Source organism: Marinibacterium profundimaris, assembly GCF_002210095.1.
Classification (GTDB): Bacteria; Pseudomonadota; Alphaproteobacteria; order Rhodobacterales; family Rhodobacteraceae; genus Marinibacterium; species Marinibacterium profundimaris.
Genome location: NZ_AQQR01000006.1, coordinates 52417 through 67279, shown reverse-complemented (window position 1 = coordinate 67279; position 14863 = coordinate 52417). Strand labels below are relative to the sequence as shown.

The window sequence follows — 14863 nt, the reverse complement described above, 5'->3', positions numbered from 1 at the left end:
ATGGAACTGGGACTACAATGGAACCGGTGCCGGGCCGCGCCCAAAGCAGGGGCGGGCTGCGCGCAGGGTTTCCAACACGCAGGTGAACGGGGAATTCGAAGGTGAGAAAGTGGCGGTCGGACGACCGCAGCCGCATTCCGGCCCTCGTCGAGGGCTATGACCCGCCGGACGGCGTGGCGGACGAGCTTCTCAAGCCCGATGGCTCCCTGCGTCCCGTGTGGCGGCCCCTGATCGAACATGCGACCCGCCTCTCGCCCGAGGCGCTGGCCCAGCGGTTTGCCCGCGGCGACCAGTACCTGCGCGACGCCGGTGTCTATTACCGGCAATATTCCGACAGCGGATCGACCGAACGCGCCTGGCCGCTCAGCCATTTCCCGGTGGTCATCGCCCAGGACGAATGGACCGATCTGGCCGAGGGCATCGCCCAGCGCGCCGACCTGCTGGAACGGGTCATGGCCGATCTCTACGGCGATGCGAACCTGGTGAAATCCGGCGCGATCCCCGCCTCGCTGGTGGCGCAGAACCCCGAATGGCTGCGCCCCATCGTCGGGCTGAAGCCGCAATCGGATCATTTCCTGCACTTCCTCGCGTTCGAGCTCGGACGCTCTCCGGATGGCAGCTGGTTCGTGCTGGGCGACCGGACGCAGGCACCCTCGGGCGCGGGTTTCGCGCTGGAAAACCGCATGGCCACGGCCCGGGTCTTCCCGGATTTCTACGCGCGCGCCCATATCGAACGGCTGGCGGGCTTTTTCCGGCAGTTCCGGTCGTCGCTTTATGACCAGCGCCGCGATCCGGAGGGGCGGGTGGCGATCCTGACCCCGGGCCAGAACACCGACACCTATTTCGAACATTCCTATATCGCGCGCTACCTCGGCGTCATGCTTCTGGAATGCGAGGACCTGAAGGTCGTCGATGGCAGGCTGATGGTGCGCACCGTCAACGGGCTGGAACCGGTTTCGGTCCTGTGGCGCCGGCTCGACAGCCGCTTTGCCGATCCGCTGGAGCTGGACGAGGACAGCGCCCTTGGCACGCCGGGCATGGTCAGCGCCCTGCGCAGCCGCAACGTGACGATGATGAATTGCCTGGGCTCCGGCGTGCTGGAGGCGCGGGCGCTGATGGCCTTCCTGCCGCGCATCTGCCGCGAGCTGACGGGCCAAGAGCTGAAGCTGCCCAACATCGCCACCTGGTGGTGCGGGCAGGCCTCTGAACGTCAATACGTGCGCCAGAACCTGGAACGCATGATGATCGGACCGGCGCTGTCGACCAAGCTGCCCTTCGACATCGACGCCTCCACCGCGCTGGGCGGCAAGTTCCGCACCGCCGCGCAGGTGCCGATCGGCGACTGGCTGGAGGCCGAGGGCAGCACGCTTGTGGGCCAGGAGGCGGTGACGCTGTCGACCACGCCGGCGATGATCGACGGCCAGCTGGTGCCGCGCCCGGTGATCGTGCGGGTCTTTGCCGCGCGGACAAAGACCGGCTGGACGGTGATGCCCGGCGGCTATGCCCGCATCGGCCGGACGGATGATCCGACCGCGCTGGCGATGCAGGACGGCGGATCGGTCGCCGATGTCTGGGTCGTGTCCGAAACCGAGGTGGACCGCGAGACCACCCTCGCCGGATCCGACGACGGGCCTTTCGTGCGGCGCCTGCCCGGGCGGCTGCCGGCGCGCGCCGCGGACAACCTCTTCTGGCTTGGCCGCTACGTGGAACGCGCCGATTTCGCGCTGCGCACCCTGCGCGCCTACCACCTGCGCCGGACCGAGGCCGGGCCCGTGGCCACGCCGCTGCTGCAAAAGCTCGAACCCTTCATCCTGTCGCTGGGCCATCCGCTGGAACCGGCGATCCCCGACAGCCTGATCAACCTCTTCGACCAGGCCCGCAACTGCGCCACCAAGGTGCGCGACCGGTTCTCGACCGATGGCTGGACCGCGCTGGACGAGCTGGCCGAGACGGCGCGCGCGCTGAGCGCCGAGGCCGAGCAGATGGCGGACCGCGCCACCCCGACCGTCCCGGGCCAGACCGACATCGACCCGGCCGACATTGACCCTGCCGACTTGGCCCCAACCGACCCGGCCCCGGCCCCGGTCAGCGGCCCCCCCACACCCGGCAGCCACGAGACCACGGCCTCCGAGGTCGATGCCAGCCGCCAGCTCAGCCAGCTGCTGCGCCAGCTCGCCGGCTTCACCGGCCTTGTCTACGACAACATGTTCCGCTTTGCCGGCTGGCGGTTCCTGACCATGGGCCGGGCGCTGGAACGGGCCGAGCTGATGACGACCCTGCTGACGGAATTCTCCGATCCCGACGCGCCCCCAGGTAGCTATGACCTCGCCATCGAGATTGGCGACAGCGTCATGACCCACCGCCGCCGCTACTCGGTCGACGTGACGCGCAACACCGCCGTCGACCTGCTGGCGCTGGATACCGACAACCCGCGCTCGGTGATGTTCCAGCTCTCGCAGCTGAGCGAGCAGGAAGCCCAGCTGCGCCGCCGCGACGGGCCGATGACCGATGCCGACCGGCTGATCCTGAAGCTTGAAACCCGGCTGGCCGTCGCCACGCCCGAGACCATGACCCGCTCCGAATTCCTTGCCATCGGCAAGCAGATGCGGCGGATCTCGGACGCGCTCGGCCAGCTTTACTTCGATTGAGGCCCGCGATGCTCTACGACATCCGCCTGACGATCCGCTACAGCTACCAGAGCCCGGCCGCCGCCAACCGCACGGTGCTGCGGATGCAGCCGCTGTCGGGCCCCGATCAGCGGCTGGTCTCGGGCCGGGTGGCGATCGATCCCGAGCCGGATTTCCGCCAGGACGGCGAGGACTTCTTCGGTAATGCGCGGACCGAAGTCGCCTATGACGGGCAGCTCAGCGAATATGCCTTCCGCTTTGCCGGGCGGGTCGATCGCAATTTCGAACCCGGCGCCTTCGATCTCTCCTGCCCGCTGGACATGCTGGCGCGCGAACTGGCGGACACCCATTCCATCGTGCCGCAATCGCCGCATCACTTCCTGGGCCGCTCTTCGCGCGTGCGCCACAGCCCCGAGATCGCCGCCTTTGCCCGCGATCAGCTGGAACCGGGCCTGCCGGTGCTTGAAACCGTCGCCCGGATGTCGCGCGCGCTGCACAGCGAGATCGCCTTCGATCCCACGGCGACCGATGTGACCACCTCGGCCGAGGAGGCCTTCCTCGCACGCCGCGGGGTCTGCCAGGACATCAGCCACATCATGATCACCGCCCTGCGCGAGGTCGGGATCCCGGCGGGCTACGTCTCGGGCTTCCTGCGGACCGAGCCGCCCGAGGGCGAGGCGCGGCTGGACGGGGCGGATGCGATGCATGCCTGGATCCGCGCCTGGTGCGGGTCCGAGATGGGATGGGTCGAGATGGACCCGACCAATGACATGCGCGTGGGCGAGGATCACATCACCGTCGCGATGGGCCGGGACTACGCCGACGTGGCGCCGGTGAAGGGGTCGCTGCGGACCGCGGGCCTGCACGCGACAAGCCACAGCGTGGACGTGGTGCCGGTGGTCTGAGGGGGGGTGTCCCTGTCCGCATCGCGCGGGTCCAAGAAAATTCGACGAATTTTCTTGCTCAGACCCCGGTCGAAAACCTCGAGCCAACCGGCGCCCTGCCCTCACTCCTCCTCGAACGGCTCGATCAGCTCCGGCCCCGAGGCGCGGTTCGAATTCACCTTCGGATCGACCCGGTAAAAGTCCAGCAGATCCTCTCGTCCCGGCGCCATAAGCCGCGCGGCGCCCTTGCCCTCCTCGCCCAGCCACAGCGCCCAGCTGTCGGGATCAAGGATCAGCGGCATCCGGTGATGGATCCGCGACATCACCTCGGAGGCGCCGGTGGTCACGATGGCGCAGGTGCTCTGGCGTGCCTCGTCCTTGCCCCAGTCCTGCCAGACCCCGGCAAAGGCGATGGGCTCACCGTCCTGTCGAAAGATGTACCACGGCAGCCGGTTGCCATCGGCATCCTTGGTCCATTCGTAGAACCCCGTCGCGATCACGATGCAGCGCCGGTCGCGGCAGGCGGACTTGAACGCCGGCTTCTCGGCAATCGTCTCGGCCCGGGCGTTGATCAGCAGCGGCCCGCCGGTCTCGGACTTGTACCAGTGCGGCAGGAAGCCCCAGCGCATCGGCACCAGGGCGCGCCCGGTCTCGCCCCCGCGCACGACATGCACCTGCACCGTCGGGCAGACGTTGTAATTCGGCACATCCGGCAGGTCATTGGCCGGCTGCGCGGCAAAGAGCTGCGCCATCGCGTCCGGCGGCAGGGTCACGGCAAAACGTCCACACATGGGCCGCAGACTATCCCCGCCGTACCGCCCGGTCGAGACCCGCAAACGCAAACGGCGCGCCCCGCCGGGACGCGCCGCAGATCCTGCCGGCCGGCCCGGGGCCGGTCAGCGAAACGGGATCACTTGGCCGAGATCCGGCCATCCTTGTAGGGCGTATAGGGCGAATTCTCGGCCAGGTATTCGGCCGTCACATCGGCCAGGTCGGGGCCGAAGTCATAGGCATTCGCGGCATCCTTGAACATCGCGTAGCCGTCGCCGCCGTTGCGCACGTAGTTGTTGGACACCACGCCATAGGTTTTCTCCATGTCCAGCGGCTCGCCGCCCACGGTGACCTCGACGATCCGGCTGCCCGGCTCGGCGGAGGCGTCAAAGACATAGGTCATGCCGGCGACCTGCGGGAAGCGCCCGGCGCCTTCCTCGATCTGGCTCAGACCGTTCTCAAGCGCCTCTTTCAGCACCGCGCCTGAAACCTGGAAGGTCGACAGCGTGTTCTGGAACGGCAGCACGGTCAGGACCTCGCCCATGGTCACCGGGCCCGCGTCGATCGACGCACGGATCCCGCCGCCGTTCTCGATGGCCACGTCGATGCCCTGGTCGGCAACGCGGGCCAGCATCGCGTCGGTGATCAGGTTGCCCATGGGGCATTCCATCGCCCGGCATTCCTCGCGCGCGCCGACGATCTCGGTCGCGGCCTCGGCCACCACCTTGGACCGCACCTCTTCCAGCGGCGCGGCCAGCTCGGTGATGCGCGCCACGGTGGCCTCGTCCTCGGTCACGGCGGCGTCCATGATGATCGGCTCGCCCTCGGCCGAGATGACCTTGCCGTCATCGTCGAAGACCACGTTCAGCTCGCCCAGGAACTTGCCGTAGGCATAGGCCGAGACGATCGCCGTGTCGCCCACCATGGTCGGGTACGGGCCTTCCGCGTTGTCGGCCGTGTTCGACAGGTAGGTGTTGGAATGACCACCCACGATCACGTCGACCCCGGTGGTATTCTCGGCCACCCGCTGGTCCACGCCATAGCCCGAATGGCTCAGCACGATGATCTTGTTCACGCCCTGCCCGGTCAGCTTGTCGACCTCGCCCTGCACCGCCTCGGACGGGTCGGTGAAGGTGATGTTGGGGCCGGGGCTGGCCAGTTCATCCGTGTTCTGCGGCGTCAGGCCGATCAGGCCGATCTTCTCGCCGTTCTTCTCGATCACGGTGGATTTCATCAGCGTGTCGGCCAGAAGCTCCTCTTTGGACACGTCCGCATTCGACATCAGCACCGGGAAATCGACCGCATCCATGAAGCCGCGCAGCACTTCGGGGCCGTCGTCGAACTCGTGGTTGCCGACGGTCATCGCGTCGTAGCCCATCTTGTTCATCATCTCGGCCGCGGCCGCACCCTTGTAATAGGTGTAGAACAGCGTGCCCTGGAACTGGTCGCCGCCATCGACGAGGATGGAATTGTCCGACCGCGCACGCGCCTCTTCCACGGCGGTCACAAGGCGGGCGGAGCCGCCGAAACATTCGCCCGCGGTGTTGTCCTCGGCCGAACAGCCGCTGTCGTACTTGCTGATCGGTTCGAACCGGGCATGGAAATCGTTGGTGTGAAGAATGGTCAGGGCGTAATCGGCTGCCGCCGGCAATGCGCCGATGGTCAGAAAGGCACTGGCCAGGGCCGCGTAAGACGTGCGCATCGTAAAACCTCCGTGTGCAGACACGAAACCTACAACAGCCGCTTTTCATCACGATTTCAAATGGCTTTTGTATCAGGGATGTGAATGTGACCGCCGCCGGTCCCGCGCGCCCGCTCAAAAGCGCCCTCCGGCGCGGTCCGCGCGATCCACGACAAGGTCCCCGGGGATTGACCGGCCCGCGATTTCGCTGCATTCGCATTCCCATGCTGATCTACAAGATTTTCCGCCGCGCCGAATGGGAGGCGCTCGATGCCGCCGGTGAAACCGCCGGCGCGCCGGTCGACCTCGCCGACGGCTTCATCCATTTCTCCACCGCCGGACAGGCGCGCGAGACGGCGGCAAAGCACTTCGCCGGGCAGGACGACCTGGTCCTCGCCGCGGTCGAGGCCGATGCCCTGGGCGAGGCCCTGAAATGGGAGCCCTCGCGCGGCGGAGCGCTCTTCCCGCATCTCTACCGCCCCCTGACCCGGGCCGAAGTCGCCTGGACCGCGCCCCTGCCGCTGGCGGGCGATACCCACGATTTCCCCGAGGCCATGACATGACGGCGGCCCGCGCATGAGCGGATTGCAGGACGTGGGCCTGGCGCTGCTGCGCCGGATGGACCCGGAACGCGCCCATGGGCTGGCTCTCAAGGCGCTGGAAACCGGCCTCGTGCGGCCCGACGCGCCGGTGAAATCGCCGCGCCTCGCCGTCACGCTCGCCGGCCTCTCGCTGCCCAACCCGCTGGGCCTGGCCGCCGGGTTCGACAAGAACGCGAAAGCGATCGACCCGCTGACCCGCTCCGGCTTCGGCTTTATCGAACTGGGCGGCGTCACCCCCCTGCCCCAGCCCGGCAACCCGCGCCCGCGCCTCTTCCGCCTGACCGAGGACCGCGCGGTGATCAACCGCTTCGGCCTGAACTCCGACGGCGCCGAGGCGGTGGCCGAAAGGCTCAAGGCGCGCGCGCCCGGCGGCATTGTCGGCCTGAACCTGGGCGCCAACAAGGACAGCGCCGACCGCGCCGGCGATTACCGCCGCCTGATCGAAATCTGCGGCCCCCACCTCGATTTCGCGACGGTCAATGTCTCTTCTCCCAACACCGAAAAGCTGCGCGACCTGCAGGGCAAGGAGGCGCTGACGGCGCTGCTGTCCGGCGTGATGGAGGCCCGCGCCGGGCTGCCCACGCCGCTCGCAATCTTCCTCAAGATCGCCCCGGACCTCACGCGGCCCGAGCTGGACGACATCGCCGCCGCCGCACGAGAGACCGGCGTCGACGCGATCATCGCCACCAACACCACGATCTCCCGCGACGGGCTCACCAGCCCCCACCGCGTGGAAACCGGCGGCCTCTCCGGCGCGCCGCTGTTCGAACCCTCGACCCGGGTGCTTGCCTATCTCTCGCAGATCACCGACGGCACCATCCCCCTGATCGGCGTCGGCGGCATCTCCACGGCCGAGGACGCCTATGCCAAGATCCGCGCCGGCGCCACGGCGCTGCAGCTCTACTCGGCACTGGTCTACAGGGGGCTGGGCCTGGTGACCGAGATCAACCGCGGCCTGGACGCCCTGCTGGCCCGCGACGGCTATGACAGCATCGCCCAGGCGGTGGGCACCGGACGGGAGGACTGGCTGTGACGCAGGTGACCATCTGGCACAATCCGCGCTGCACCAAGTCGCGCCAGACGCTGGCGCTGCTGCAGGAGCGCGGCTGCGCCATCACCGAACGCCGCTACCTCGAGGACGCGCCGTCAGAGGACGAGATCCGCGCGGTGCTGGCTCTGCTGGACCTGCCGGTGATCGGGCTGATGCGGGTCAAGGAGGCGGAATTCAAGGCCCAGGACCTGACCCGCGACAGCGACGAGGCCACGTTGATCGCCGCCATGGCCGCCACGCCGAAGCTGATCGAACGGCCGGTCGTGCTGGCCGGTGGCAAGGCCGCGCTTGGCCGTCCTCCGGAAGCGGTGCTGGAGATCCTATGACGAGGCCGACAAGCGCCCTTTTCTGAACGGTCGGCGCAAGTTGCAGCCGTTGGATTGAGGTATTTTTGCCAAGAAGAAGACATGGGCGTGGCTCTGCAGATCGTGAACAGATCGTAAACCCAGCCTTGCAACCCCTTGATTTCAAACGACCGGCCAGGTGTCCCACGCGTGGGACATCGCGCCCCGCGCCTCGTTCACCTTTGGCCAAATACACCAACACAACACCCGCAACAGGCGCGCCCACGGGTCAGGTGACCGTCGCCTCCAGCCTCGGATAGCGCCGGGCCAGCGTCGCCGCGCGGGCGACATTCAGCACCATCAGCGACAGCCACAGCCCGTGATTGCCCAGCCACGGCAGGAAGATCGCCAGCGCCACCAGGTAGATCGCCACCGCCTCGAACATCGCGCCGCGCATCTGCCGGGTCCATGTCGCACCGATGAAGACCCCGTCGTACATCCACGACGCCACGCTCAGCAGGGGGGCTATGGCCAGCCAGGGCAGGTAGCTGCGCGCCTCGGCCCGCACGCCCTCCGCCGTGGTCATCAGGTCGATGATCATGCCGCCGAAAAGCCAGTAAACCGCCCCCAGCAGCACCGCCCCACCCAGGCCCCATTGCGAGGCGATGATCGCCGCGCGGCGCAGGTCCGCCCGGTTGCGCGCGCCCACGGCCACGCCGACCAGCGCCTCGGCCGAGAAGGCGAAGCCGTCGAGCGCAAAGGCGGTGATCTCCAGGAACTGGATCAGCACCTGGTTGGCGGCCAGCGTCTCGTCGCCCAGGTCTGCGGCGAGGAACAGGAAGGTCATGAAGGAGCCGGTCAGCAGCACCGAGCGGATCATGATGTCGCCATTCACCTGCAGCATCCGCTTCAGCCGCGCCGGGTCGAAAACGCGCGGCCAGTCGCGCCACTGATGCCCCGTGAACGCCGCGCGGCAGAGCCAGAGGCCCAGCGCCAGCCCGGTCCATTCGGCGAAAAGCGTCGCCGTGGCCACCCCGCCGACACCCCAGCCGAGGCCCAGAACGAACCACAGGTCCAGCCCGATGTTCAGCCCGTTCATCCAGAGCTGCAGCATCAGCACGCCCCGGGTGCGTTCCATCCCGATCAGCCAGCCGGTGACGGCATAGATCCCGATCGCCGCCGGCGCGCCCCAGATCCGGATCGACAGGTACTGCCGGGCCAGCCCCTCGACCTCGTCCGACGCCGGTGACAGCTGGAACGCGCCCCAGAAGATCAGCGCCTGCAGCGCCACCAGCACGACCCCGCCGATCAGCCCGACCAACATGCCGCGGGTCAGCAGCGCGCCGGTCTCGGCCACGTCGCCCGCGCCCTTGGCCTGGGCGACCATGCCGGTCGTGCCCATCCGCAGAAAGCCGAAGATCCAGTAGACCGCCGAGAGGATCACCGCGCCAATGCCGACCGCCCCGATCGGGGCCGCCGCGCCCATCTGGCCCACCACGCCGGTATCCACCGCGCCCAGGATCGGCACGGTGGCGTTCGACAGCACGATGGGAATGGCGATGTGCAGCACCCGCCGGTGGGTGATCGGCGAGCCGGGCGCGGCCGTGTCAGCCATCGGCCGGGCCCGGTCCACCGGGCGCCATCGGCTCGCGCGGGGTGTCCGGCGCCCCGTCGCCGTCGCGCGGAGGCATCAGGAAATGCCCCGTCGCCTGGGCGAAGGGCCGGTCGTGATTGTCCTGCCAGCCCACCACATGCACCGAGGCATAGCGCCGCCCGCGCCGCACGATCCGCGCCCGGGCATAGGCGTCGCGCGGCAGGCCCGAACGCAGGTAATCGGTGGTCAGCCCGATGGTCTTGGGCAGGCGCGGCAGGTCCCCGGCCTCGAGCCGGGCGATATCAAGCGCGCCGCTTTCCAGGTCGTCCCACAGCACCGCCCAGCTGAGCGAGACGATCGCCGTCACCTCGAGGAAGGCCGAGGTCGCGCCGCCATGGAGCGCCGGCAGGAAGGGATTGCCGATCAGGTCCTCGGAATAGGTCATCACGCCGGTCAGCTCGTCACCACGGCGGTCGAAGACGATCCCCAGGAAGCGGACGTAGGGAACAGCCTCGACCAGCGCCTTCAGCGCGCCGTCGCGGCGTTGCTTGACCACCTGCATCGGTTCGGGACGCGACCGAGGCATCAGCGTCTCTCCGCGGTGAAGGAGGCCGCGGCGCTGGCCACCGGCACGTCCGTCCGACCGTCCACCGCCGTGGCGCGCACGAAGGCGACCGAGCGGGTCACGTGGTAGCATTCGGCCGTGGCCACAAGCGTCTGCCCCGGCGTCGCCGCGCGCATGTAGTCGATGCGCAGGTCGATCGTCGCCGTCGCGTCCGGCTGCGTGGGATGGCTCATCACCGCCGCCCCGCAGCAGGTGTCCAGAAGGGCCGACACCGCGCCGCCATGGATCACCCGCGTCTCCGGATCGCCGATCAGCTTCTCGTCATACGGCATCGAGATCACGGCCCGCCCCTCGGCGATCTCCACCAGCTCCAGGCCCAGGGCCCGGGCATGGGGAATCGCCTCGATGAACTGGCGTGCAAGCGTCGCTCTGTCGACCATGGGCCCCTCTTCGGATGTTGACGGATGCTATGTGGACCGCCGCAAGGACCCGGGGCAAGCCCGAGTGTTGCGTCCCGCACCCGTTGCGCATAGATTTCGCGCAAACGGGAGTAGGGTCGGCATGACGGACAAACGCCTGACTTTCAAGGAAATGTGCGCGGCTTTCGACGTGACGCCCCGGACGCTGCGCTACTACGAGTATATCGAGCTGTTGCAGCCCGAACGCGAAGGGCGTTCGCGGTACTACGGCCCCAGGGAGCTTGCGCGCATGAAACTCATCATGCGCGGGCGCCGCTGGGGCTTTCAGCTGGAAGACATCCGCCAGTGGCTGACGATCTACGAACGCGAAGGCACCGAGGTGCAGATGCGTGCCTTCGTCGAATCCGCCGACCGCCAGCTGCGGGCCCTGGCCGAACAGCGCGCCCAGCTGGACGAGGCGATGGAAGAGCTTGAGCGCCTCCGCGACGAGACAAGAGATTCGCTGAGCTGACAGGTTCCCGCCGGCGCGGACGCGCACAGCGGGGGCGGATCCGGCCCCGGGATCCCGTGACGCGGCGTTATATTGCCGATCGCACCATTTGGGCCTGTCCGAAATTGAACAAAATATGACGCGCATGCGTTCTGACGTTGGGTCACGAGCGCACAACGTATGGGAATCCTGACCTCACGCCGCGGCAGGGGATCCCTATGTGAGCCCAGTCGCGTCGACGGGTAAGTTGACGCGACATGATCCAACGTCAACTTGGTGCTGACGCGACGTCCAGGCTGCGTAAAGCTCGGACGCCTGCTCTAAGCACCCTCAACGGGAGCGGACCGGGGCCTTGCCTCATCCGCCAGGGAAGATAGATGACCACTGACACGATGACGATTCGGGAAATGTGCGATGCATTCGAGGTGACCCCTCGGACGCTGCGCTTCTACGAATCCAAGGAACTGCTCTTTCCCCTCCGCCTTGGCCAGAAGCGCCTGTTCACCAAGCGCGACCGGGCCCGGCTCAAGCTGATCCTGCGCGGCAAGCGCTTCGGCTTCAGCCTCGAGGAAATTCGCCAGCTGCTCGACCTCTACCACGTGGGCGACCAGCAGCAGACCCAGCTGGAACGCACCTACGAGCTGGCCAGCGAACGTCTGCGCGCGCTCGAGGCGGAGCGGGACGAGATGGACCGCAACATCGCCGACCTGCGCGAACAGCTGAAATGGGGCGAGAAGATGCTTGCCTCGATCCAGTCGTCCAGCAAGGCGGCCGCACAGTAAGACAAGCCCAGACTGACGGAACGGGAGGACCTTCCATGCCCAGCTACACCGCACCCACCAAGGACACGCAGTTCATCCTGCACGATGTGCTGAAGGTGACCGAAACCGGGATCCCCGGGTACGAGGAAATGGAGGCCAGTTTCACCGGCGCCATCCTCGAAGAGGCGGGCAAGCTGAGCGGCGAGGTCCTGGCCCCGCTGAACGTGATCGGCGATACCGAGGGCTGCGTGCTGGAAAATGGCGTGGTCCGCACCCCGGCCGGCTTCAAGGAGGCCTTCGAAGAGATGAAGGCCGGCGGCTGGACCGGTATCGATTTCCCCGAGGAGTTCGGAGGGCAGAACATGCCCTACGTCATGTCGACCGCGGTGGGCGAGTATTTCTCGGCCGCCAACCAGGCCTTCGCCATGTACCAGGGGCTGACCCACGGAGCGGCCTCGGCGATCCTCACCCACGGGACCGAGGATCAGAAGGCCACCTACCTGCCCAACATGGTGTCCTGCGACTGGACGGGCACCATGAACCTGACCGAACCCCATTGCGGCACGGACCTTGGCCTGATGCGCACGAAGGCCGAGCCGCAGGGTGACGGGACCTATAGGATCTCGGGGCAGAAGATCTTCATCTCCGCCGGTGAACACGACATGGCGGAGAACATCATTCACCTCGTGCTGGCCAAGATCCCCGGCGGGCCCGAGGGCATCAAAGGCGTCTCTCTCTTCATCGTGCCGAAATTCCTCGTGAACGAGGACGGCAGCCTTGGCGCGCGCAACGGCGTGAGCTGCGGCAAGATCGAGGAGAAGATGGGCATCCACGGCAACTCGACCTGCGTCATGAACTACGATGGCGCCACCGGCTACCTGCTGGGCGAGGAGCACAAGGGCATGCGCGCCATGTTCACCATGATGAACGAGGCGCGTCTGGGTGTCGGCATGCAGGGGCTCGCCCAGGCCGATGCCGCCTACCAGAACGCCGTGGCCTACGCGAAGGACCGGCTGCAGGGCCGCGACGTGACCGGGGCCAAGAACCCCGACGGCCCGGCCGACCCGCTGATCGTGCATCCCGACATCCGCCGCGCGCTGATGGACCAGAAAAGCTTTACCGAAGGCGCCCGCGCCTTCGCGCTCTGGGGCGCGGTGATGATCGACCAGGCGCACCGGATGAGCGATGCGGACGCGGACGGGATGATCTCGCTGCTGACGCCGGTCATCAAGGGGTTCATGACCGACAAGGGCTATGACTGCACCGTCGCGGCGCAGCAGGTCTATGGCGGGCATGGCTACATCGAGGAATGGGGCATGTCGCAATTCACCCGCGATGCCAGGATCGCCATGATCTACGAAGGCGCCAACGGCGTGCAGGCGCTGGATCTGGTGGGCCGCAAGCTGGCGCAACAGGGCGGCAAGCACGTGATGGCCTTCTTCGAGCTGGTGAAGAGCTTCTGCAAGGACAATGCCGGGGCCGACGCGGGGTTCGACAAGGACTTCGTCGAACCGCTGAAGGCCGCCTCGAAGGACCTGCAGGCGGCGGGGATGTACTTCATGCAGAACGGCGTGAAAAATCCCAACAACGCGCTGGCCGGGTCCTATGACTTCATGCACATGTTCGGCCATGTCTGCCTGGGCCTGATGTGGGCGATGATGGGCAAGGCCGCGCAGGAGGCGCTGGCCGAGGGCGCCGCTGACGCAGCGTTCCACGAGACCAAGCTGGCCACCGGCCGCTACTACATGGCGCGACAGCTGCCGGCGACGGCGATGCACCTGGCCCGGATCCAGAGCGGTGCCGAGCCGGTGATGGCGCTTGAAGCGGCGAACTTCTAGGGTCTGCGTGGCGGTGGGGTGCAACCCCACCCTACCCCAGCCCGACGAGGAGCCAAGATGCCCAAACGCTTTCGCCTGACCCGCCGCTTTCCCGTCGCCATGACGGAGGACGGGTACCGCCGCCTGAAACGCTTCGCCGCAGAGGCAGGGCTGGACGAGGGCGAGGCGCTGAGCTTTCTCTTCGAGCATTTCGACAGCGTGACCGACACGGAGGCGCTGTCGCACCGGCTGCGGCTGTTCAACTCGGAACTGGACGCAAGGAAGAGGTGAGATAGCTGGATCGGGGAGGAGCGATGGTTACGTCCTACTTGAAGACTGCGCGTCGGGAAGAGCGTGGCGACGTCGGGCGCATCGGCCCGGCGGCAGTGCTTGCGGCGGCTTCGGGAGCCTCCGGCGGCGGGTATTTATGCAAAGATGAAGAGATCCGGTTGCGCTCTGAGGTCCACCCCGCCGCGCGGCCCGACCGTCAGACGGAACGCAGGCAGGGCGGCGGGGCTTCACCTTTGACGGTCATCGGCTCCGCAGCCTGTACCGCAAGCCTATCGTTGGCGAACAAGGTTAATATTGGGTAACCCGGTCCTGGCTTCATCTTTGTAAAAATACCGCAACACGACACCCGCCACAGGCGCCACCCAGGGAGATAAGGCACATGACCATCAAGCTCTACTGCTTCGGAGAATCCGGGCATTCCTACAAGGCGGCCCTGGCGCTGCAGTTCTCCGGGCTCGACTGGGAACCGGTGAAGGTGGATTTCTTCAACGGCGAGACTCGGTCCCCGGAATACCGCGCCAATGTCAACGAGATGGGCGAGGCGCCGGTGCTGATCGACGGCGACGTGAAGCTCACGCAATCGGGCGTGATCCAGCAATACATCGCCGACAAGACCGGCAAGCTGGGCGGCACGGACATGGAGAAATACGAGGTCCTGCGCTGGGTGCTCTGGGACAATCACAAGCTGTCCTCCGTCGCCGGGATGACGCGGTTCCTGATGAACTTCCTGCCCGAGGACAAGCAGCCCAAAGAGGCGATCGCCATGTTCCAGGGCCGGCTCAAGGCCGCCTATGACGTGCTCGACAAGCACATGATGGGGCGCGAGTGGATCGTGGGCGACAGCCTCACCAATGCCGATCTGACCTGCTGCGGGTATCTCTATTACCCCGAACCCTTCGGCTTCGACCGCGCCGACTGGCCCAATATCGACGCCTGGCTCACCCGCCTCAGCGAACAGCCCGGCTGGAAACATCCCTACGATCTGATGCCCGGAAACCCCTCGGACCGGGCCTGAAGGAGACCAAG

15 protein-coding genes are annotated in these 14863 nt (G+C 67.1%); 10 read left to right on the top strand and 5 right to left on the bottom strand.

Translation table 11 applies throughout. The features are described from left to right. Nucleotides 1-101 precede the first annotated feature (101 nt). Together ATO3_RS15550 and ATO3_RS15545 are read left to right on the top strand one after the other, a co-directional pair. Nucleotides 102-2648: a circularly permuted type 2 ATP-grasp protein gene (locus ATO3_RS15550; RefSeq protein ID WP_088650804.1), complete on the top strand. Its 2547-nt coding sequence runs from the start codon at nt 102-104 to the stop codon at nt 2646-2648. 8 nt (nt 2649-2656) lie between these two features. After that, a complete protein-coding gene (locus ATO3_RS15545) occupies nt 2657-3532 on the top strand; it encodes a transglutaminase family protein (protein WP_088650803.1) in 876 nt (291 codons plus the stop codon). 101 nt (nt 3533-3633) lie between these two features. Here the strand turns inward: ATO3_RS15545 and ATO3_RS15540 are convergent, their stop codons facing one another. Further along, the gene (locus ATO3_RS15540) at nt 3634-4302 is read right to left on the bottom strand and encodes an SOS response-associated peptidase (protein ID WP_088650802.1); all 669 of its coding nucleotides are present in this window, start codon (nt 4300-4302) and stop codon (nt 3634-3636) included. Nucleotides 4303-4421: 119 nt separating this feature from the next. Then, nucleotides 4422-5984 carry a bifunctional metallophosphatase/5'-nucleotidase gene (locus ATO3_RS15535; protein ID WP_088650801.1) on the bottom strand — a complete coding sequence of 521 codons (1563 nt, stop codon included), beginning with the start codon at nt 5982-5984 and terminating at the stop codon, nt 4422-4424. 203 nt (nt 5985-6187) lie between these two features. Here ATO3_RS15535 and ATO3_RS15530 point away from each other — a divergent pair, with 203 nt between their 5' ends. From ATO3_RS15530 to arsC, 3 genes are read left to right on the top strand one after another with little or no spacing between them, the layout of a single operon-like run. Then, complete coding sequence (locus ATO3_RS15530; protein ID WP_088650800.1) at nt 6188-6526, top strand: DUF952 domain-containing protein; 339 nt, start codon at nt 6188-6190, stop codon at nt 6524-6526. Between the two features lie 13 nt (nt 6527-6539). Beyond that, complete coding sequence (locus ATO3_RS15525) at nt 6540-7598, top strand: quinone-dependent dihydroorotate dehydrogenase (protein WP_088650799.1); 1059 nt, start codon at nt 6540-6542, stop codon at nt 7596-7598. Further along, nucleotides 7595-7942 (top strand): arsenate reductase (glutaredoxin), encoded by a 348-nt coding sequence (gene arsC / locus ATO3_RS15520; protein WP_088650798.1) that lies wholly within the window; start codon nt 7595-7597, stop codon nt 7940-7942. The genes ATO3_RS15525 and arsC overlap by 4 nt, the downstream gene beginning before the upstream one ends. A gap of 247 nt (nt 7943-8189) precedes the next feature. On the opposite strand, the gene ATO3_RS15515 is transcribed toward arsC, so the two are convergent. The 3 genes from ATO3_RS15515 to ATO3_RS15505 are packed head-to-tail and all read right to left on the bottom strand — an operon-like array spanning nt 8190 to nt 10499. Beyond that, the gene (locus ATO3_RS15515) at nt 8190-9515 is read right to left on the bottom strand and encodes an MATE family efflux transporter (protein ID WP_088650982.1); all 1326 of its coding nucleotides are present in this window, start codon (nt 9513-9515) and stop codon (nt 8190-8192) included. After that, the gene (locus tag ATO3_RS15510) at nt 9508-10080 is read right to left on the bottom strand and encodes a PaaI family thioesterase (protein WP_088650797.1); all 573 of its coding nucleotides are present in this window, start codon (nt 10078-10080) and stop codon (nt 9508-9510) included. The genes ATO3_RS15515 and ATO3_RS15510 overlap by 8 nt, the downstream gene beginning before the upstream one ends. Next, nucleotides 10080-10499, bottom strand: a complete 420-nt coding sequence (locus ATO3_RS15505) for a PaaI family thioesterase (protein ID WP_088650796.1) — start codon at nt 10497-10499, stop codon at nt 10080-10082. Before ATO3_RS15505 ends, ATO3_RS15510 begins: the two co-directional genes overlap by 1 nt. Nucleotides 10500-10620: 121 nt before the next feature. Here ATO3_RS15505 and ATO3_RS15500 point away from each other — a divergent pair, with 121 nt between their 5' ends. From ATO3_RS15500 to ATO3_RS15480, 5 genes are all read left to right on the top strand, one after another. Next, on the top strand, nt 10621-10989 hold the full coding sequence (locus tag ATO3_RS15500; RefSeq protein WP_088650795.1) for a MerR family transcriptional regulator: 369 nt from the start codon (nt 10621-10623) through the stop codon (nt 10987-10989). A gap of 356 nt (nt 10990-11345) precedes the next feature. After that, nucleotides 11346-11750: a MerR family transcriptional regulator gene (locus ATO3_RS15495; protein ID WP_088650794.1), complete on the top strand. Its 405-nt coding sequence runs from the start codon at nt 11346-11348 to the stop codon at nt 11748-11750. 35 nt (nt 11751-11785) lie between these two features. After that, entirely contained in the window at nt 11786-13567 is a 1782-nt protein-coding gene (locus ATO3_RS15490) for an acyl-CoA dehydrogenase C-terminal domain-containing protein (RefSeq protein WP_088650793.1), read from the top strand. Between the two features lie 57 nt (nt 13568-13624). After that, nucleotides 13625-13837, top strand: a complete 213-nt coding sequence (locus ATO3_RS15485; RefSeq protein ID WP_088650792.1) for a hypothetical protein — start codon at nt 13625-13627, stop codon at nt 13835-13837. A gap of 379 nt (nt 13838-14216) precedes the next feature. Next, nucleotides 14217-14852 (top strand): glutathione S-transferase family protein, encoded by a 636-nt coding sequence (locus ATO3_RS15480; RefSeq protein WP_088650791.1) that lies wholly within the window; start codon nt 14217-14219, stop codon nt 14850-14852. Nucleotides 14853-14863: the final 11 nt, after the last annotated feature.